16 protein-coding genes are annotated in these 16,063 nt (G+C 74.2%); 10 read left to right on the plus strand and 6 right to left on the minus strand.

Features of this window, described 5'->3' with window-relative positions:
- Window positions 1–113: 113 nt before the first annotated feature.
- From malX to IE108_RS08785, 3 genes are all read left to right on the plus strand, one after another.
- A complete protein-coding gene (gene malX / locus IE108_RS08775) occupies window positions 114–1,751 on the plus strand; it encodes a maltose/glucose-specific PTS transporter subunit IIBC (RefSeq protein WP_064731417.1) in 1,638 nt (545 codons plus the stop codon).
- Window positions 1,752–1,754: 3 nt separating this feature from the next.
- Window positions 1,755–2,927, plus strand: coding sequence for a MalY/PatB family protein (locus tag IE108_RS08780; RefSeq protein ID WP_064731416.1), 1,173 nt, complete (start codon window positions 1,755–1,757; stop codon window positions 2,925–2,927).
- 150 nt (window positions 2,928–3,077) lie between these two features.
- Complete coding sequence (locus tag IE108_RS08785) at window positions 3,078–3,863, plus strand: alpha/beta fold hydrolase (protein ID WP_064731415.1); 786 nt, start codon at window positions 3,078–3,080, stop codon at window positions 3,861–3,863.
- 6 nt (window positions 3,864–3,869) lie between these two features.
- Here IE108_RS08785 and IE108_RS08790 read toward each other — a convergent pair whose 3' ends face one another.
- Genes IE108_RS08790 through IE108_RS08805 form a run of 4 tightly spaced genes read right to left on the minus strand, consistent with a single transcriptional unit; the run spans window position 3,870 to window position 7,256 of the window.
- Complete coding sequence (locus tag IE108_RS08790; protein ID WP_064731414.1) at window positions 3,870–4,883, minus strand: DUF2891 domain-containing protein; 1,014 nt, start codon at window positions 4,881–4,883, stop codon at window positions 3,870–3,872.
- Window positions 4,883–5,533: a pyroglutamyl-peptidase I gene (gene pcp, locus IE108_RS08795; RefSeq protein WP_064731413.1), complete on the minus strand. Its 651-nt coding sequence runs from the start codon at window positions 5,531–5,533 to the stop codon at window positions 4,883–4,885. The genes IE108_RS08790 and pcp overlap by 1 nt, the downstream gene beginning before the upstream one ends.
- A 32-nt stretch (window positions 5,534–5,565) precedes the next feature.
- Entirely contained in the window at window positions 5,566–6,540 is a 975-nt protein-coding gene (locus IE108_RS08800) for a DUF979 domain-containing protein (RefSeq protein ID WP_064731412.1), read from the minus strand.
- On the minus strand, window positions 6,537–7,256 hold the full coding sequence (locus IE108_RS08805; protein ID WP_064731411.1) for a DUF969 domain-containing protein: 720 nt from the start codon (window positions 7,254–7,256) through the stop codon (window positions 6,537–6,539). Before IE108_RS08805 ends, IE108_RS08800 begins: the two co-directional genes overlap by 4 nt.
- A gap of 221 nt (window positions 7,257–7,477) precedes the next feature.
- On the opposite strand from IE108_RS08805, the gene IE108_RS08810 reads away from it, so the two are divergent.
- The 5 genes from IE108_RS08810 to IE108_RS08830 all read left to right on the plus strand — a co-directional run bounded on the left by IE108_RS08810 (window position 7,478) and on the right by IE108_RS08830 (window position 11,464).
- Entirely contained in the window at window positions 7,478–8,230 is a 753-nt protein-coding gene (locus IE108_RS08810) for a LamB/YcsF family protein (protein ID WP_064731410.1), read from the plus strand.
- A complete protein-coding gene (locus tag IE108_RS08815; RefSeq protein WP_064731409.1) occupies window positions 8,227–8,889 on the plus strand; it encodes a 5-oxoprolinase subunit B family protein in 663 nt (220 codons plus the stop codon). Before IE108_RS08810 ends, IE108_RS08815 begins: the two co-directional genes overlap by 4 nt.
- The gene (locus tag IE108_RS08820; protein WP_064731408.1) at window positions 8,886–9,743 is read left to right on the plus strand and encodes a 5-oxoprolinase subunit C family protein; all 858 of its coding nucleotides are present in this window, start codon (window positions 8,886–8,888) and stop codon (window positions 9,741–9,743) included. The genes IE108_RS08815 and IE108_RS08820 overlap by 4 nt, the downstream gene beginning before the upstream one ends.
- 118 nt (window positions 9,744–9,861) lie before the next feature.
- Entirely contained in the window at window positions 9,862–10,374 is a 513-nt protein-coding gene (locus IE108_RS08825) for a hypothetical protein (protein WP_064731407.1), read from the plus strand.
- A 31-nt stretch (window positions 10,375–10,405) separates the two neighbouring features.
- Window positions 10,406–11,464: a winged helix-turn-helix domain-containing protein gene (locus IE108_RS08830; RefSeq protein ID WP_064731406.1), complete on the plus strand. Its 1,059-nt coding sequence runs from the start codon at window positions 10,406–10,408 to the stop codon at window positions 11,462–11,464.
- Here IE108_RS08830 and IE108_RS08835 read toward each other — a convergent pair.
- Entirely contained in the window at window positions 11,401–12,681 is a 1,281-nt protein-coding gene (locus tag IE108_RS08835; RefSeq protein WP_064731405.1) for a DUF8814 domain-containing protein, read from the minus strand. The two genes, IE108_RS08830 and IE108_RS08835, sit on opposite strands and share 64 nt — an antisense overlap.
- Window positions 12,675–14,051: an N-acetylmuramoyl-L-alanine amidase gene (locus tag IE108_RS08840; RefSeq protein ID WP_064731404.1), complete on the minus strand. Its 1,377-nt coding sequence runs from the start codon at window positions 14,049–14,051 to the stop codon at window positions 12,675–12,677. Before IE108_RS08840 ends, IE108_RS08835 begins: the two co-directional genes overlap by 7 nt.
- Before the next feature lie 345 nt (window positions 14,052–14,396).
- On the opposite strand from IE108_RS08840, the gene IE108_RS08845 reads away from it, so the two are divergent.
- Window positions 14,397–15,500, plus strand: a complete 1,104-nt coding sequence (locus IE108_RS08845; RefSeq protein ID WP_064731403.1) for an ABC transporter substrate-binding protein — start codon at window positions 14,397–14,399, stop codon at window positions 15,498–15,500.
- Between the two features lie 88 nt (window positions 15,501–15,588).
- A complete protein-coding gene (locus IE108_RS08850; protein ID WP_064731402.1) occupies window positions 15,589–16,035 on the plus strand; it encodes a MarR family winged helix-turn-helix transcriptional regulator in 447 nt (148 codons plus the stop codon).
- Window positions 16,036–16,063: the final 28 nt, after the last annotated feature.

Raw genomic sequence — 16,063 nt, forward strand, 5'->3', positions numbered from 1 at the left:
GAGGGCCCGGTGCGCGCCGGCCGCCGATCCATGGACAGCCGCCAACCTGCTGTGATGTGATCCGTCCGGCGGACGGACGGGTCCGTCCCCCCAGGCTCGAAAGTTCCGTACACATGCAGAAGACCAAGGCCGCACTCTGGGAATTCCTCCAGGGGCTCGGCAAGACGTTCATGCTCCCGGTGGCCCTGCTCGCGTTCTGCGGCATCATGCTCGGCATCGGCTCCTCCCTGTCCAGCGACGCCGTCACTGACAACGTTGCCTTCCTGAAGGGCGAGGGCTGGCACCTCGTCTTCACGTGGATGGCCAACACGGGCCTGGTCGCCTTCACGTTCCTCCCCGTCCTCTTCGCGATGGCGATCCCGCTCGGCCTGGCCCGCGAGGACAAGGGCGTGGCGGCCTTCTCCGGCTTCGTCGGCTTCGCCGCCATGAACCTCGCGGTGAACTTCTACCTCACCGCCAAGGGCGTCGACTTCGAGGACGAGAAGGCGATCGAGCACTACGGCATAGCCGACGTGCTCGGCGTGCAGTCCATCGACACCGGACTGCTCGGCGCCGTGGCCGTTGGCATCGTTGTCAGCCTGCTGCACACGCGCTTCCGCACCCAGCGGATGCCCGACGCGCTCGCCTTCTTCGGCGGGCTGCGCTTCGTCCCGATCGTCTCCGCCCTGGTCCTGAGCGTGCTCGGGCTGCTGATCCCGCTGGTGTGGCCGACGTTCAACGGCTGGATCACCGCCGTGGGCCGGGGTATCGGGCACACGGGGGTCTTCGGGCCGTTCTTCTTCGGCATGGGCGAGGTCCTGCTGCGGCCGATCGGGCTGCACCACATCCTCGTCGCCATGTTCCGCTTCACCGACGTCGGCGGCTCCGGGGCCGTGTGCGGGGACCACGTCTCGGGTGCCCTGAACATGTTCTACGCCCAGCTCGACTGCTCGGCCGCGCCCACGTCCGCGGTCACGGACGCGACGCACTTCCTCTCCCAGGGCAAGATGGCCGCCTACCTGGGCGGTCTGCCCGGCGCCGCGCTGGCGATGTACCACTGCGCGCAGCGGCGGATGCGCCCGGAGATCAAGGCGCTGCTCGTCTCCGGCGTCGTGGCCTGCGTGGTCGGCGGCATCACCGAGCCGCTGGAGTTCCTGTTCCTCTTCGTCGCCCCGTGGCTGTACGCGATCCACGCGGTCCTCGTCGGCCTCGGATTCCTCACGGCGGCCGTGCTCGGTGTCTTCATCGGCAACACGGACGGCAACGTCATCGACTGGCTGGTCTTCGGCGTGCTCCAGGGCTCGACGACCAAGTGGTACCTGGTGCCGGTGATCGCGGCGGTGTGGTTCGCGGTGTACTACTTCCTCTTCCGCTGGGCCATCCGGCGCTTCGACCTGAAGACCCCCGGCCGCGAGGACGACCCGGACGAGGGCGCCGAGAAGGGCGCCGAGCGGCGGGACGAGGAGGCCGGGACGGCGGCGGAGGGCTCGGCCGTCGAGCAGGCGCCCGCGCGTGAGCTGGTCGCGGGGAAGTACGACGCCGTCGCCATCCTGGACGCGATCGGCGGCGCCGGGAACATCCGGACCCTGGACAACTGCATCACCCGGCTGCGCATGACGGTCGAGGACACCGGGCGGGTCGACGAGGCACGGCTGAAGAAGCTGGGCGCCGTCGGCGTGGTCAAGCTGGACGCGCACAACGTGCAGGTCATCATCGGCCCGCAGGTCCAGTCGGTGAAGGACGCCATCGCCACGATGATCCCGGTGGGCTGACCCGTGGCCTCGTCACCGACGTACGACTTCGACACCCCGGTGGACCGGCGCGGGACCTGGTGCACGCAGTGGGACTACGTGGAGGACCGGTTCGGCGTGCCGGACCTGCTGCCCTTCACGATCTCCGACATGGACTTCGAGACGGCGCCGGAGATCCTCACCGCGCTCCGCGGGCGCCTGGACCACGGGGTGCTCGGCTACTCGCGCTGGCGCCAGGACGACTTCCTCTCCGCGATCACGCACTGGTACGCCACACGGCACGCCACGGAGGTGGACCCCGGGTCCGTCGTGTACGCGCCCTCGGTGGTCTACCAGATCTCGCAGCTGCTGCACCTGTGGTCGCGGCCGGGTGACGGCGTGGTCGCCCACACCCCCATGTACGACGCGTTCCCGAGGACGGTGGCCGCGAACGGGCGCCGGCTGCGGGAGTGCCCCCTGGACGACTGGGCCGAGTTCGAACGGCTCCTGGCGCTGCCCGACACGTCCGTGCTGCTGCTGTGCTCGCCGCACAACCCGACGGGCCGGGTGTGGTCCGGGGCGGAGCTGGACCGCATGGCCCGGCTGTGCGAGCGGTACGGCGTCGCGGTCGTCAGCGACGAGATCCACTCCGACCTGGCGTACGCCCCGCACGTCCACCACCCCTGGGCCCGGCACGGCGGGGAGGGACGGTGGGCGGTGCTCGGCTCGGCGTCTAAGTCGTTCAACATCCCGGCGCTGACCGGGAGTTGGGGGATCATCGGCGACGCGTCCTCCCGGGAGGCGTATCTGCGCCGGCTGAAGGACGCCGACGGGCTCTCCTCGCCGGCGGTGCTGTCGCTGGTCGGCCACATCGCGGCTTACCGGCGCGGAGCCCCGTGGCTCGACGCGCTGCGCGGGTATCTCGCGGGCAACCTCGCGCTGGTCGCGGACCGGCTGGGCGCCGCCTTCCCGCACCTGGGCTGGGAGCCCCCGCAGGCCGGGTACCTGGCCTGGATCGACCTGCGGTCCCTGGGCGTGGACGACGACGCGCTCCAGCGCGCACTGGTGGAGGTGGAGAAGGTGGCCGTCATGCCGGGGTCCGCCTACGGCTCGCCGGGGTTCGTGCGGCTGAACGTCGGGTGCCCCCGGTCCAAGGCCGAGGCGGGGGTCGACGCGCTGGTGCGGGCGGTGCGGCGGGTCGCGCCCGGAGCCCGGTGAACACGGCGTTCGTGGAGCGCGGGGGCCGGGCCGGGCCGTAGGACCGGCCGGGATCCGGGCTCCGCGCCGTGGCCCGGCCCCGCGTTGCGGGCGTCCGGGACCCGGCGGACACTGGCCGGGACTGGCAGCCGGCCGGAGAGGGCCTGGACGATGGGTGACTACGCCGACCTTCCTGGGGTCAGGACCTGGTACGAGACCGAGGGGGCCGGCGACCCGCTGGTCCTGCTGCACGGCGGCTTCTGCACCAACGAGACCTGGGGCGCCCAGCGCGCCGACCTGGCCGCCGCCCACCGGGTCCTGCTGCCCGAGCGGCGCGCGCACGGGCACACCCCGGACGTCGCCGGACCGCTGACCTACCAGGACATGGCCGACGACACGGTGGCGTTCCTGGAGACGGTGGTGGGCGGCCCCGCGCACCTGGTCGGCTGGAGCGACGGGGGCGTCGTCGCGCTGCTGGTGGCCCTCGCCCGGCCGGACCTGGTGCGCCGGGCCGTGGTGGTCGGGGCCACCTTCCGGCCCGCCGGCGAGGCCTTCGCCGACCCCGGGATGCTGGACGCGATGACGCCCGGCAGCCCGGACATGGAGTTCTTCCGAGAGATGTACGAGGCCGTGTCGCCGGACGGCGCCGGCCACTGGCCGGTGGTGGCGGCGAAGGTCCTCGACATGTGGCGCACCCAGCCGGCCCTCACCGAGCGGGAGCTGGGCCGGATCGCCGCGCCGGTCCTGGTCGTGTCCGGCGACGACGACCTGATGACGCTGGAGCACACCACCGCCCTCTACCGCGCCCTGCCCGACGCGCGGCTCGCGGTGCTGCCCGGCGCCTCCCACCTGGTGCCGCTGGAGAAGCCGGGCCTCCTCAACGGGCTGATCCTGGACCACCTCGCTGAGCGGGGTCCGGTGGAGACGATGATGCCGGTGCGCCGCGCGGGCGGGTGACCGGCGTCAGGGCCGCCCGACCGGGTCCAGGGCCAGGGCCGCGAAGGTCGCCAGCCAGTGGTCGGTGGTGAAGTCGCCGCGCTCCACCGCCGGGAGGCCCGCCGCCAGGTGTGCCTCGGCCGCCGTGTCGAGGCGGGCGCGGGCCGGGCCGTCGGGCAGGGCGCCGGCGAGCGCGCGCAGGGCGGCGGCCCGGCTGAGCGCCAGGCCCAGCAGGTGGCCGATCTGCGGGTCGGCGTGGTCGGAGACCACGGGCACGTCGAGGAGGGCGCAGGGCGCACCGGTGGAGAGGGCGGGCAGGAACCCGTCCAGCCACGCCGCGAACCGGTCCGGCGGGAGCACCCTGCGCATCGCGTCGGCCTCGGTGAGCGCCGGGGAGAGGAAGTCCTGGCCGGACGGCTCCCAGTGCGCGGGCGCGTCGTGGTCGTCGGCGAACCAGGCGAGGAGCCGTTCGCGGACCGCCCGGTCGGTGCCGGGGGACAGTTCCCCCGAGTCGAGCGCGAGGCCCAGGGCGAAGGCGCTGTTGGGGTGGTTGCCGTGGCGTACGGGATAGGTGGCCTTGGGGAGCCAGTCGGCCAGCAGCGCGTCGACCGCGGTGACGGCGGGGGCCAGGGCCTCGGTCCAGCGGGCGCCGGCCGCGCCGCCGTGGGCGCGGCACTCCCCCGCCAGGGCGAGCAGCCAGGCCCAGCCGTAGGGCCGCTCGAAGGACGGGTGGTCACGGAGGTAGGCGGCCTCGACCGTCAGGTTCCCGGGGGTGAGGTGGCGGTCCAGCGCGTCGAGGAACGGTGCGGTCTCCGGCAGTGCGGGGGTGCCGGCGTGGCGGCGCAGCAGTCGGACGAGCAGCCAGTGCATGTGCGCCGAGGAGTGCCAGTCGTAGGCCCCGTAGAAGGCGGGGTGCAGGGAGCGGGGTGCCGGCTGCTCCCCCGCGGAGGTGATCAGGTGGGCCGGGAAGTTGGGGTACTCGCGGGTGATGTTGGCCAGGGCGATCCTGGCGAACGGGGCCGCGTGGGCGCCGAGCGGCATCAGTGGGTGGCTCCTTCGGTGACGTTCAGGTCGTGCCCGGCCGGGGTGCGCGCGGCCGTGGCCAGCAGGGCGCGCAGTCCGTGGGCGACGGTGGCGGGCGGCAGGCAGGGGGCGGTGCCGTCGGGGACCTGCTCCGGCGCCCAGGGCACGTGCGCGAACCCGCCGCGTACGTGCGGGAACTCGGTGGCCAGGAGGTGGCCGAGGCCGTAGGCGACGTGGTTGCAGACGAAGGTGCCGGCGGTGTTGGAGACGGCGGCCGGGACGCCGGCCTCGCGCAGCGCCGCGACGCACGCCTTGACCGGGAGGGTCGAGAAGTGGGCGGCGGGGCCGCCCGGCACCACCGGTTCGTCGACGGGCTGCCGGCCCGCGTTGTCGGGTATGCGCGCGTCGTCGACGTTGACGGCGACGCGTTCGACGGTGACGCCCGGCCGGCCGCCCGCCTGCCCGAGGCAGAGAACCAGGTCGGGGGCGTGCGCAAGGACGGCGTCGCGCAGTGCGTCGAGCGACGTGCCGAAGGCGCAGGGCAGTTCGACGGCGGTGACGTCGAGGCCGGCGGGCGGTTCGGCGGCCACCAGGGACGCCGCCTGCCAGGACGGGTTCACGCGCTCGCCGCCGAAGGGGGCGAAGCCGGTGATGAGGACGCGGGTCATGGGCGTTCCTTGCCGTGCGGTTCGGGGTGGGGTCAGAAGGCGAAGAGCGCCATGATGACGGTGCAGCAGCCGAGCAGGGCGATGCCCGTGGGGAGCTGTGCCTTGATCGGGCCGTACTGGTCCTTCAGTTCGAGCAGGGTGGCCGGGACGATGTTGAAGTTGGCGGCCATCGGGGTGCACAGGGTGCCGGCGAACCCGGCGAGCATGCCGATCGCGAGGACGGCCGGTTCGTTGCCGTGCATCTGCTGGATGAGCACGGGCCAGCCGATCGCCGCGGTCATGACGGGGAAGGCGGCGAACGCGTTGCCCATGATGACCGTGAAGAGGAACATGCCCACGCAGTAGGCGACGACGGCGAGGTACTTGGAGTCGTCCGGCAGCACCTTGTTCACGATGTCGCCGACCTGCTCGCCGACGCCGGCGACGGCGAAGATCGAGCCCAGCACGGCCAGCAGCTGGGGCAGCAGCAGGGCGGAGCCCATGGCCTCCAGCATGGAGCGCCCGGAGTGCAGCGGCACGGACGGCTTCTTCTCGCCGGTGACCAGCATGCCGACGACGAGCGCGACGACGCAGCCGAGTCCGAGACCGAGGAGGGTGGCCTTGCCGGTCTCGAAGAGCCCGGACTCGTCCAGCACCGAGGCGCACACGATGGCGACGAGCGGGATGGTCAGCGCCGGGATGAAGATCCGGTTGCCGAGCCGGCCGGCCGAGGCCTCGCGCTGTTCGCCGGTCGTGGTGACCGGGACGCCCTTGCCGAGGAAGTTGAAGCCGGCGAGCACGATGAGAGCGAGGACCGCCACGCCGAGCGGCTCGGCGGGCAGCGTCCAGCCGCCGTTCTTCGCGGTGGCGTTGGCGACGCCGGTGCCGTAGGGGAAGGTGAGGCCGAGCAGGCCCCAGAAGGCGGCGGACGTCCACCGCTTGGGGTTGCTGCGGTCGGCGGCCATCTGCGCGGCCATGACGACGAAGACGAGGCCTATCAGCCAGTACAGCCATTCGACCTTGATCACTTGTCGGCCCCCTCGGGAAGCGGCAGCTCGTGTTCGGCGGCGGCGAGCGCCATCTCGCGCTCCAGCTGCCTGTCCATCAGCAGCAGCCGCGCGCCGTGGATGAGGAAGGCGCAGACGGCGAGCGGGATCGCCCACAGGGCCAGCTGGGTCGGTTCGATGTCCTGGTGGTAGGTCGAGTTCACGAAGCCGGTGATCAGGAGGATGGAGCCGATGGCGATGAAGCAGTCCTCGCCGAAGAAGACGCCCACGGTGTCGGCGGAGGCCGAGTAGGAGCGCACCTTCTCGCGCAGCCGGTCGGGCAGCTTCGCCCCCGTCGTGCGTTCGGCGGCGGCCTCGGCCATGGGCGCCACCAGGGGCCGCACGGTCTGGGCGGGGCCGCCGATGCTGTTGAGTCCGAAGGCCGCGGTGACCTGCCGGACCAGCAGGTAGACGGTGAGGAACCGGCCGGCGCTGAGCCTGCCGAGCCGTCCGATGAGATTGCGGGCCTGTTCGCGCAGGCCGTAGCGCTCCAGCAGGCCGATCACCGGGAGCACGATGGCGTAGACGGTGACCGAGCGGCTGTCGGCGAAGGACCGGCCGAAGGCCGCGAGGACCTCCAGCGGGTCCATCCTGCCGAGCAGTCCGGTGACGATTCCGGCGACGCCCACCACGAGGACGGGGTTGCGGCGCGTGACGAATCCGAGGATCACCACGACCACACCGAGGAGAACGATCATTCGGTGGCCTTCTTCAGGCATGAGGGGGCGGGGCAGCACGGATCCGGGGTCATCGGAGCCGTGACTTCAGCGGTCCCCGGACCATAGCCCCAGATACGTGGCAGATGCACGGACACTAGCGATCGTTCAACGATCTAACAAGGGGTGGATTTCACGCCGCATTCCGGAGCACGATCGCCATGGCCTTGTCGGATCGTTCAACAATCGTCTACGTTCGGGATGTGATCGACCTCAACGCAGACCTCGGCGAGGGCTTCGGCCGCTGGACCCTCACCGACGACGACGCCCTGCTCTCCGTCGTCACCAGCGCCAACGTCGCCTGCGGCTTCCACGCCGGCGACCCCTCCGTGATGCACCGCGTGTGCGCCCTCGCCGCCGAGCGCGGCGTCCGGATCGGGGCCCAGGTGTCCTACCGCGACCTGGCCGGCTTCGGACGGCGCGCCATGGACGTACCGCCCGCGGAACTGGCGGCCGAGGTGGCCTACCAGATCGGCGCGCTGCGGGTCTTCGCCGAGGCCGCGGGGTCGGAGGTGGCCTACGTGAAGCCGCACGGCGCCCTCTACAACCGCACCGTCCACGACGCCGCGCAGGCCCGTGCCGTGGTGGCCGGGGTACGGCTGGCGGGCGGGGCGCTGCCGGTGCTCGGCCTGCCCGGCTCCCGCCTGCTCGACGCCGCCGCCGAGGCCGGGCTCCCCGGCGTCCCGGAGGCCTTCGCCGACCGCGCCTACACCGCGCGGGGCACCCTCGTCCCGCGCGGCGAGGCGGACTCCGTGGTGACCGACGCGGACGCGGTGGTCGACCGCGCGCTCGGGTTCGCGGTGCGGGGCGGGGTCGCGGCGGTGGACGGCACGACCGTCGCGGTCGCCGCCAGGTCGCTGTGCGTCCACGGGGACACGCCGGGCGCGGCCCGGATCGCGGCGCGGGTGCGGGCGGCCCTGGAAGCGGCCGGGGTCGGGATCGGGGCGTTCGCGTGACGGGCGCCCGGGCGCGCTCGGCCCACCCCGCCGGACGCCACGCGCTCCTCGTCGAGCTGCCGGACGCCGAGCACACCGCGGCCTTCCACGCCGAGGTGCTGCGCCGGCGGGCCGCCGGGACGCTGCCGCCGGTGACGGAGGTCGTACCGGGGGCGCGGACCGTGCTGCTCGACGGGGTGCCGGACCCCGCGGCGATGGCCCGCGAGGTGCTGGGCTGGGAGGTGCCGCCCGTCCCCGACGGCGACGGCGAGGTGGTGGAGATCCCGGTGCGCTACGACGGCCCGGACCTCGCCGACGTGGCCGCCCGGTGGGGAGTCGCACCCGAGGAGGTCGGCGCCCGCCACGGCTCGTACACCTACCGGGTGGCGTTCTGCGGGTTCGCGCCCGGCTTCGGGTACCTCACCGGCCTGCCGGACCACCTGCACCTGCCCCGCCGGGCCACACCCCGGACCCGGGTGCCCGCCGGGGCCGTCGCGCTGGCCGGCCCCTACAGCGCGGTCTACCCCCGTTCCACGCCGGGTGGCTGGCAGCTGATCGGCACCATGCCGGACCCGCGGCCGCTGTGGGACCCGGCGCGCGAGCGGGCGGCGCTCCTCACGCCGGGGACCCGGGTGCGCTTCGTCGCCCCGGACGGTGCCCGCGGGGAGGCCGCGGCATGACGGCCAAGCTCACGGCCGTGCGCGCCGGCGCGCTCACCACCGTGCAGGACGCCGGCCGGCCCGGCCACGCGCACCTCGGCGTGCCGCGGTCGGGTGCCCTGGACGCGCCCGCGATGCGGCTGGCCAACCGGCTCCTGGGCAACGATCCGGACGCGGCCGTCCTGGAGACCACGCTGACCGGCTGCGCCCTGCGGCCCGACCGCGGCATCACCGTCGCCGTCGGCGGCGCTCCCTGCCCGGTCACCGTCGACGGGCGGCCGGCGGCCTGGGGCGCTCCGGTGCGCGTGCCGGCGGGCGCGGTCCTGGACGTGGGCGCCGCCGTGACGGGCGTCAGGTCGTACGTGGCGGTCGCGGGCGGCGTCACGGCCGAACCGGTGCTGGGCAGCCGCTCCACCGACCTCCTGTCGGGACTGGGACCACTCCCCCTGCGGGACGGCGACCTCGTCCCGGTGGGCACGCCCGCGCGACCGGTGCCGCAGTCCGCGGCCGCCCCCTGGCCGGGCCCGCCCGGCGAACTGGTCCTGCCGGTGCGCCTCGGCCCCCGCGCCGACTGGTTCTCGCCGGCCGCCCTGCACACCCTCACCTCGGCCGTCTACCGCGTCTCCCCGCACAGCAACCGCATCGGCCTGCGCACCGAGGGCCCGCCGCTCGAGCGCACCTCGACGGGCGAACTGCCCAGCGAGGGAATGGTGTTGGGCGCCGTGCAGGTCCCGCCGGACGGACGGCCCGTGATCTTCCTCCACGACCATCCGACGACGGGCGGCTACCCGGTCGTCGCGGTCGTCGCGGAACCCGCCCTCGCGGCGGCGGCCCAGGCCCCGGCCGGCACCCCGGTACGCTTCACGGCCGGCTGACGGCGTTCCGCCGCCGACGCCCTATGGCGTACGCGCGTAGACCTCGGGCACCATCGTGCTGCACCGCATGCTCAACCACCCCACAGGAAGCATGACGTTCAGGCATGGAGGTTCCCCCATGAGGTCTCCCAGCACACGGGTCCGGGCGGTCGTCACGGCCCTCGCCCTGGTCGCCGCACCCGGCGCGGTCGTCGTCGCCGGGGCCGGCGACGCCTTCGCGGCCACGAAGATCAGTCACGCGACGGCCACCTCGATGTTCCGCGAGGTCGGCATCACCTGGTCGTCCTCCGGCAACTGCTCCAACCGCAACAACGGCACGTGCACCTCGTTCGACCAGCTCAACCTCGCCACCGCGCAGGGCGCGCAGACCCTCAAGCGGGCCAGCGGGTGCGCGCTGAACATCACCGGCGGGACCGAGACCGGACACGCCTCCGGCACCTACTCGCACTGGAACGGCTACAAGCTCGACTTCGGCAAGACCACCTGCGTCGGCAACTACATCAAGAACACCTTCACCTACATCGGCCTGCGCGGCGACGGCGCCCCGCAGTGGCAGTCCGGTTCGGGCAACGTGTACGCCGACGAGGGCAACCACTGGGACGTGACCTACCACAACTGCGGCGGCTGCTGAGCGGCGGCCGGCGTTCGCGGGGGGAGGCCCGGTGCTGCGAGTGGACTTCGACGAGGGCGCGTTGGCACGGATGGGCGTGGCCCGGGGTGCCGATCCGCTCTGGGAGACGGCACTGAGCCTCCACCTGCTCCAGAACGGCGAGGAGCCCCTGGTCTACGGCCCCTGGCGGCGCGAGGTGCGCGGCGCGCTGCGCCGGACCCAACTCGCGGACGAAGTGCGGGCGTTGATGCGGCTGTGCCCGCCCACCGGGTACTTCCCCGACTTCCTGACGCCCGGTCGCGGCGACCTGGACCTGGTGGACGGCGTGGACCGGGTGCGCTCCACGCCCCGGCGCCGGCTGGTCGCGGAACTGACGCGACTCTGCGGGGACCTGCGCGGACCGGTGCCGCCCGCGGTGCGGTGGGTGGCCTCCGGGGACGCGGCCGCGCTGCGCTGGCTCGGCGGGGCGCTGAGCCGCTACCACGCCGTGGCCGTGGCTCCCTATCTTCCCGTCATCCGCGCGCGGGCCGGCGAGGACCGGGCGCGGCGCGCCGAGGCGGCGCTCAGCGGCGGTGCGGAGGCCCTGCTGGCGAGCTACGCGGAACTGCCGGGCTGGCGGCGGGACGGCACCCGGCTCGCCGCCCCCTACCCCGAACCCCGCTCGCTCAGGCTGGGCGGACGCCCGCTGACGCTGGTGCCCGCCTTCTTCTGCGTACGCACTCCGCTGGCCCTCGTGGACGAGTCGCTGCCGCCGGTGCTGGTCCATCCGCTGCGTCCGGCGCCGGACTGGCTGCCGCGGCTGCGCGCCGGTGCGGCCAGACCCTCGGTGGCGCAGCTGACCGGTCCGTCGCGGGCCCGGATGCTGGAGTCGCTGGAGACGCCGATGACCACGACGTCGCTGGCCGCGGCGCTCGGCCTGGCACCGTCCACGGCGAGCCGCCACGCCTCCGTCCTGCGTGAGGCCGGACTGGTGGCGACCCGCCGTGAGGGCAACCGGGTGCTGCACCGGCGCACCGCCCTCGGGTCCGCGCTGCTGGACGGGGACGTTCAGCAGGTGGGCACGCCCGGGAGCCACGCGTCGGCGACGTCGATGAAGATGTTGGAGACGTAGCCGCCGTAGTCGGGCAGGTAGGACCAGGCGTCGTTGCTGTACTCGTCGTAGTTCACCAGCTCGCCGTGGACCTGGCAGCGGACCCGGACGGTCGTCGGTCCGGACAGGCTCGCCACCCGGGTGGAGCCCGTCGTCGCCTGCTGCCGGATGCTCACGTCGGTGCCCCACGTCGGGAACGACGTGGTGTCGCCGCCCGCGTCGGTCCACAGGTAGGTGACGGTCACCCAGCCGTTGTCGTTCAGGCCCACGTTGTAGAAGGTGCCGTCGGCCAGGTCGATGCCGGCCGGGTTGGCGACCTGGCGGCCGAACTCGTCGCGGCCGCCGTTGTAGTCGTCCTCGTAGGCGGCCTGCGCCTCGGGGAGGCCGCGCGGCAGGTCCTTCCACTGCTCGCGCTGGGTTGAGGGGTTCCAGTGGTCGTCGTGGGTGTTCCACGGACCGACGTCCCACACGGGGGCCGTCTCGCAGCGGGCGGGACCGCACACCTGCACCGAGTACTGGCCACTGCCCTTGGGCGACAGGGCCCGGCGGGAGGGGAGCGCGACGAAGTGGTCGTTGGCCGTGATGACGTGGCCGTTGGCCGTGGTGTGGCCGACGAGCCCCTCGCGGGTGGCGTAGACGCGGGCGGAGAAGGCGGCGGCCGTGGGCGCGGACCCGGCGGCGGCGCTGCCCGCGTGGTCCGCCGTGAGCGTCAGGGCGCGCACGGCGGCGGTGGCCTCGCCCTCGGCGTTCCACAGGGTGAGCCGGGCCTGGACGTCGACGACGTCGCGCGGCAGCCGCGCCGGGGTGCCGGCGGCGGCCCTGCGCCACTCGGTCCAGGTGCCGTCGGCCGCCCGTCCGCGCACGTCGACCTCCACTCCGGCGGCCTCGGGCACGGTCGCGTCGAGGGTCACCGAGACCCGGTTGACGGGCCGTTCCACGCGGTGCGTCTCCAGTACGGCGGACGCGTAGCCGCGGTCGCCGCCGAGGGAGGCGGGGGCGACGGACCCGTCCGTGACCCGCAGGGCGCCGTCGCCGTAGCGGACGTTGACGTCGTCGCCGCCCGCCGGGGTCAGGCCGGGGGTCCAGGACTCCGCGGCCGGCGGCGAGCCGGCGTCGGCGGCGGGGGCCGGGGCGGCGGCCAGTGCCGTGCCCGCGAGGGTGAGGGCGAGCAGGCACGCGGTGCCGGTCAGGGCTCGCACCGGACCCGGTCTGCGGCGCGGGGTGGGAGGGGTCAGCATGTGGGCACTCCTGGGAGCCAGGCGTCGTCGACGTCGATGAAGATGTTGGACACGTAGCCGCCGTGGTCCGGCAGGTACGACCAGGCATCGTTGCTGTAGCCGTCGTACTCGACGAGGCCGCCGCGGACCTGGCAGGCCACGCGGACGGAGGTCGGACCGGGCAGACTCGCCACCCGGGCGGAGTCCGTCGTGGGCTGCTGACGGACGCTCACGTCCGTGCCCCAGGTCGGGAAGGGGGTGCCGGTGCCGCCCCCGTCGCCGCGGACCAGGCTCATGTAGTACGCCCAGTCCCAGTGCGGGCCGGGGTCCGTGTGGTCGTTGCCGGGGACCTCGCTGTGCCCGACGATGTGCGCGCGGTCCCGGGGGATGCCGTACCTGTCGGTGAGGTGGCGGGTCAGCGCCGCCGAGGAGCGGTACATGGCGTCGGTGAACCAGGCGGGGTCGCTGACGTACCCCTCGTGCTCCACGCCCACGGAGTGGGGGTTGGCCGAGCGCGCGTGCCAGGCGGTGTCCCCCTCGCGGACGCTCTGGGTGATCTGGCCGTCGGAGGACCGCACCACGTAGTGGGCACTGACCTGGGCGGACGAGTTCTGGAACCAGCTGATGGAGCCCGCGTAGGAGCCCTGCGTGACGTGGACGACCACGGTGGTGACCGCCGCGCTGCGGCCGGCGGTGTAGTTGCCGGAGTACGCCGGGTTCCAGAGGGCCGGCGGGTAGTCGGCGGACGCGCTCACCCCTGCCCCGGTGCCGACGTCGGCGTACTCGCCGCGCTCGGGCCGCACCCGGCGCGGGGGCACGGTGACCTGTTCGCCGTCCTCGGCGCGGGCCCGGACGCCGTCGCCGAGGAGGTCGTAGACGGCGTCCGCGTACAGGCGTGCGGCGGCGTCGGTGCCGGGTGCCCCGTAGCGGGCGACGACCGGATACCAGGCGCCCGGGCGGTCCCGGTCCGCCGCGTCGAGACCGGCCTCGTCGGCCAGGGCGCGCAGCACGGCGGCACCGCCGTGGATGTTGGCGCGGGTGTCGCGGCGGAGGTCGGCGACGCTCTCGCCGGTGATGCGCGCCGCCTGTTCCAGGGTGTGCCGTTGCGGGTTGCTGACCAGGTGCATCACGCCGTAGCCGTTGTCCTGGCTGGGGAGGCCGTCGTGCCCGTCCAGGCGGGTCTCGCCGTAGCCGACGGCGACCAGCAGGTCGCGGGGGACGTCGTGGGCGTCGGCCGCCGAGGCGAACGCCCGGTCGAGGGAGGTGCCGGCCGGGTCCGGCGCGGGAGCGGCCGCGGCCGGGGACGCCTGGCCGGTGAGAGTGAGGGCCGCGGCGACCAGCGCTGCGCACAGCGCGGTTCTCGCACGTCGGACGGGGAGTGAGGAGGTCATGTGTGGGGGTGCTCCGCTCTCTCCGGTGCCCACGGCGTGTGGGGGCGGTCCGTGTGCGGCCGGGCGGGCTGTCCCGGCGGCGGCCGCGCGGGCACCGGGTGGTCGCGGCCTGCCGGGCGCGTGAACGGGCCCGTGCGGGACGGGGGTTCACGCGCTCCGGTCGTCGCATGATGGGCCGTCAAACTTGTCGTGAGCAAGTCATTGCAGTGTGAGCGAATGACGGCGTGGCGGCGGGCGCCCGAGGCCGTCGAGGGCTTCTGTACCGGGTGCCGGAATATTGCTTTGCCGGGCGGGCGTCGCCGCGGGTGCAATGTCCGGCACGGCCTACAGAGGGGACTTCGTCGCGTGAACACGCCTTCGCAAGCAGCACGGACCGGCGGACCGACCGTCCGGATCGGCGCCCTCGCTCCCCTGTCCCGGCCGGGGTGGGCCGAGGCGGGCCGCCATCTGCTCGCCGGTCTGGAACTGGGCGTGCGGGAGGTCAACGAGGGCGGCGGGATCACCGGCCGGCCGCTGGAGCTGCTGGTCCGGGACACCGCGGCCGACCCGCGCGGGGCCGAGGCGGCCGTGGAGGAACTGGCCGGCCTGGGCGTCGCCGCGCTGGCGGGCGAGTACCACAGCGTCGTCGCCCGCGCCGTCGCGGCCAGGGCCGGCGCCCTGGGCGTTCCCTTCCTCTGCTCGTCCGCGGTACTCGACGCGCTCGTCGACGAGCCGACGGACCTGGTCGCGCGGATCGCGCCGGCGCAGTCCCACGGCTGGCGGGTCTACGGGGACTTCCTGCTCGACGCCGGGCACGACCGCGTCGCGGTGGCGACCCAGCCGAGCGTGTACTGGACCGCCGGGACGCGCCTGCTGCGGGAGCACCTGGAGCCGCGCGGTGGCACCGTCACGGGACTCGACCTGAGCGCGCTCAGCCCCGCCGCCCTGTGCGACGCGCTCGCCGACGACGGTGCGACCGCGCTGCTCCTCCTGCTCGGCCATCCGGATCCGGTGCTGCCCGTCGTCAGAGCGGTGCGCCGGGATCCGCGCCTGGCCGGGATCGCGCTGGGCGCCCCCGCCGGGCAGCCGGAGTTCGCCGACTGGGCCGAGGAACTGGGGGCGGACGGTGCCGGGGTCCCCTTCCTGCGCTACCTGCCCGAGCGGTTCGGCCCGCTCGGCGTACGGGTCGGCGCGGCCCTGCGTGCGCGACTGTCCGCGGCGCCCTCCTTCGTCGCCTTCGAGGGCTACGACACGATCGTCGTCCTCGCCGACGTCCTGCGCGAGGGCGCCGAGGACCCGGCGGACGGCCCCGCCCCGTGGTCCCGGGCCGACGTCGAGGGCACCCGGGGGCGGATCCGGTTCACCGGCCCCACCGGCCCCGGTGTCTGGCAGTGGGCCCATGCCCCGGTCCAGGTCGTGGACCGCGACCCGGCGCGTCCCGGCGCGTTCCGCGTCCTGCGCACGGGCTGAGCCGGGGCTCCACCGGAGAAGAGACCGCACCGGCGCATTTATACAGCCTCATCTGTACAGCTGAGGCTGTGGAAGTTAACCTGGCGGCATGAGCGAGAACCAGAACCTGTCGCCGTCGGCGGTCGAGGCGTCGCGCGAGGTCCGCGCGGTCATCCGGCGGCTGCGGCGCCGGATCCTGAAGGCCTCCGAGGCCGAGGACATCACCGTGGGACAGGCGACCCTGCTCGCCCGCCTGTCGGACCGCGGCGGGGTCACCGCCAGCGAACTCGCCGCGAGCGAGGGGGTCAGGCACCAGTCGATGACGGCCACCATCGCTCCGCTCGCCGCCCTCGGGCTGGTGGAGCGGCGCCCCGACCCCGGCGACGGGCGGCGCCTGCTGATCACCCTGACCGACGAGGGCCGCCGCCGCGTCGCAGTGGACCGGCAGGCCCGCCGCGAGTGGCTCGCCGGGCAGTTGCAGGACAAGTGCACGGAGGAGGAGCGCGAAACGGTGATCGCGGCCATGGCCGTCCTGGAGCGACTGACCCGTGACTGAGGCGAAGACGGGCGGCGGCCGGACGCGC

It is taken from the genome of Streptomyces parvulus (assembly GCF_014648855.1).
Taxonomy (GTDB): Bacteria; Actinomycetota; Actinomycetes; order Streptomycetales; family Streptomycetaceae; genus Streptomyces; species Streptomyces parvulus.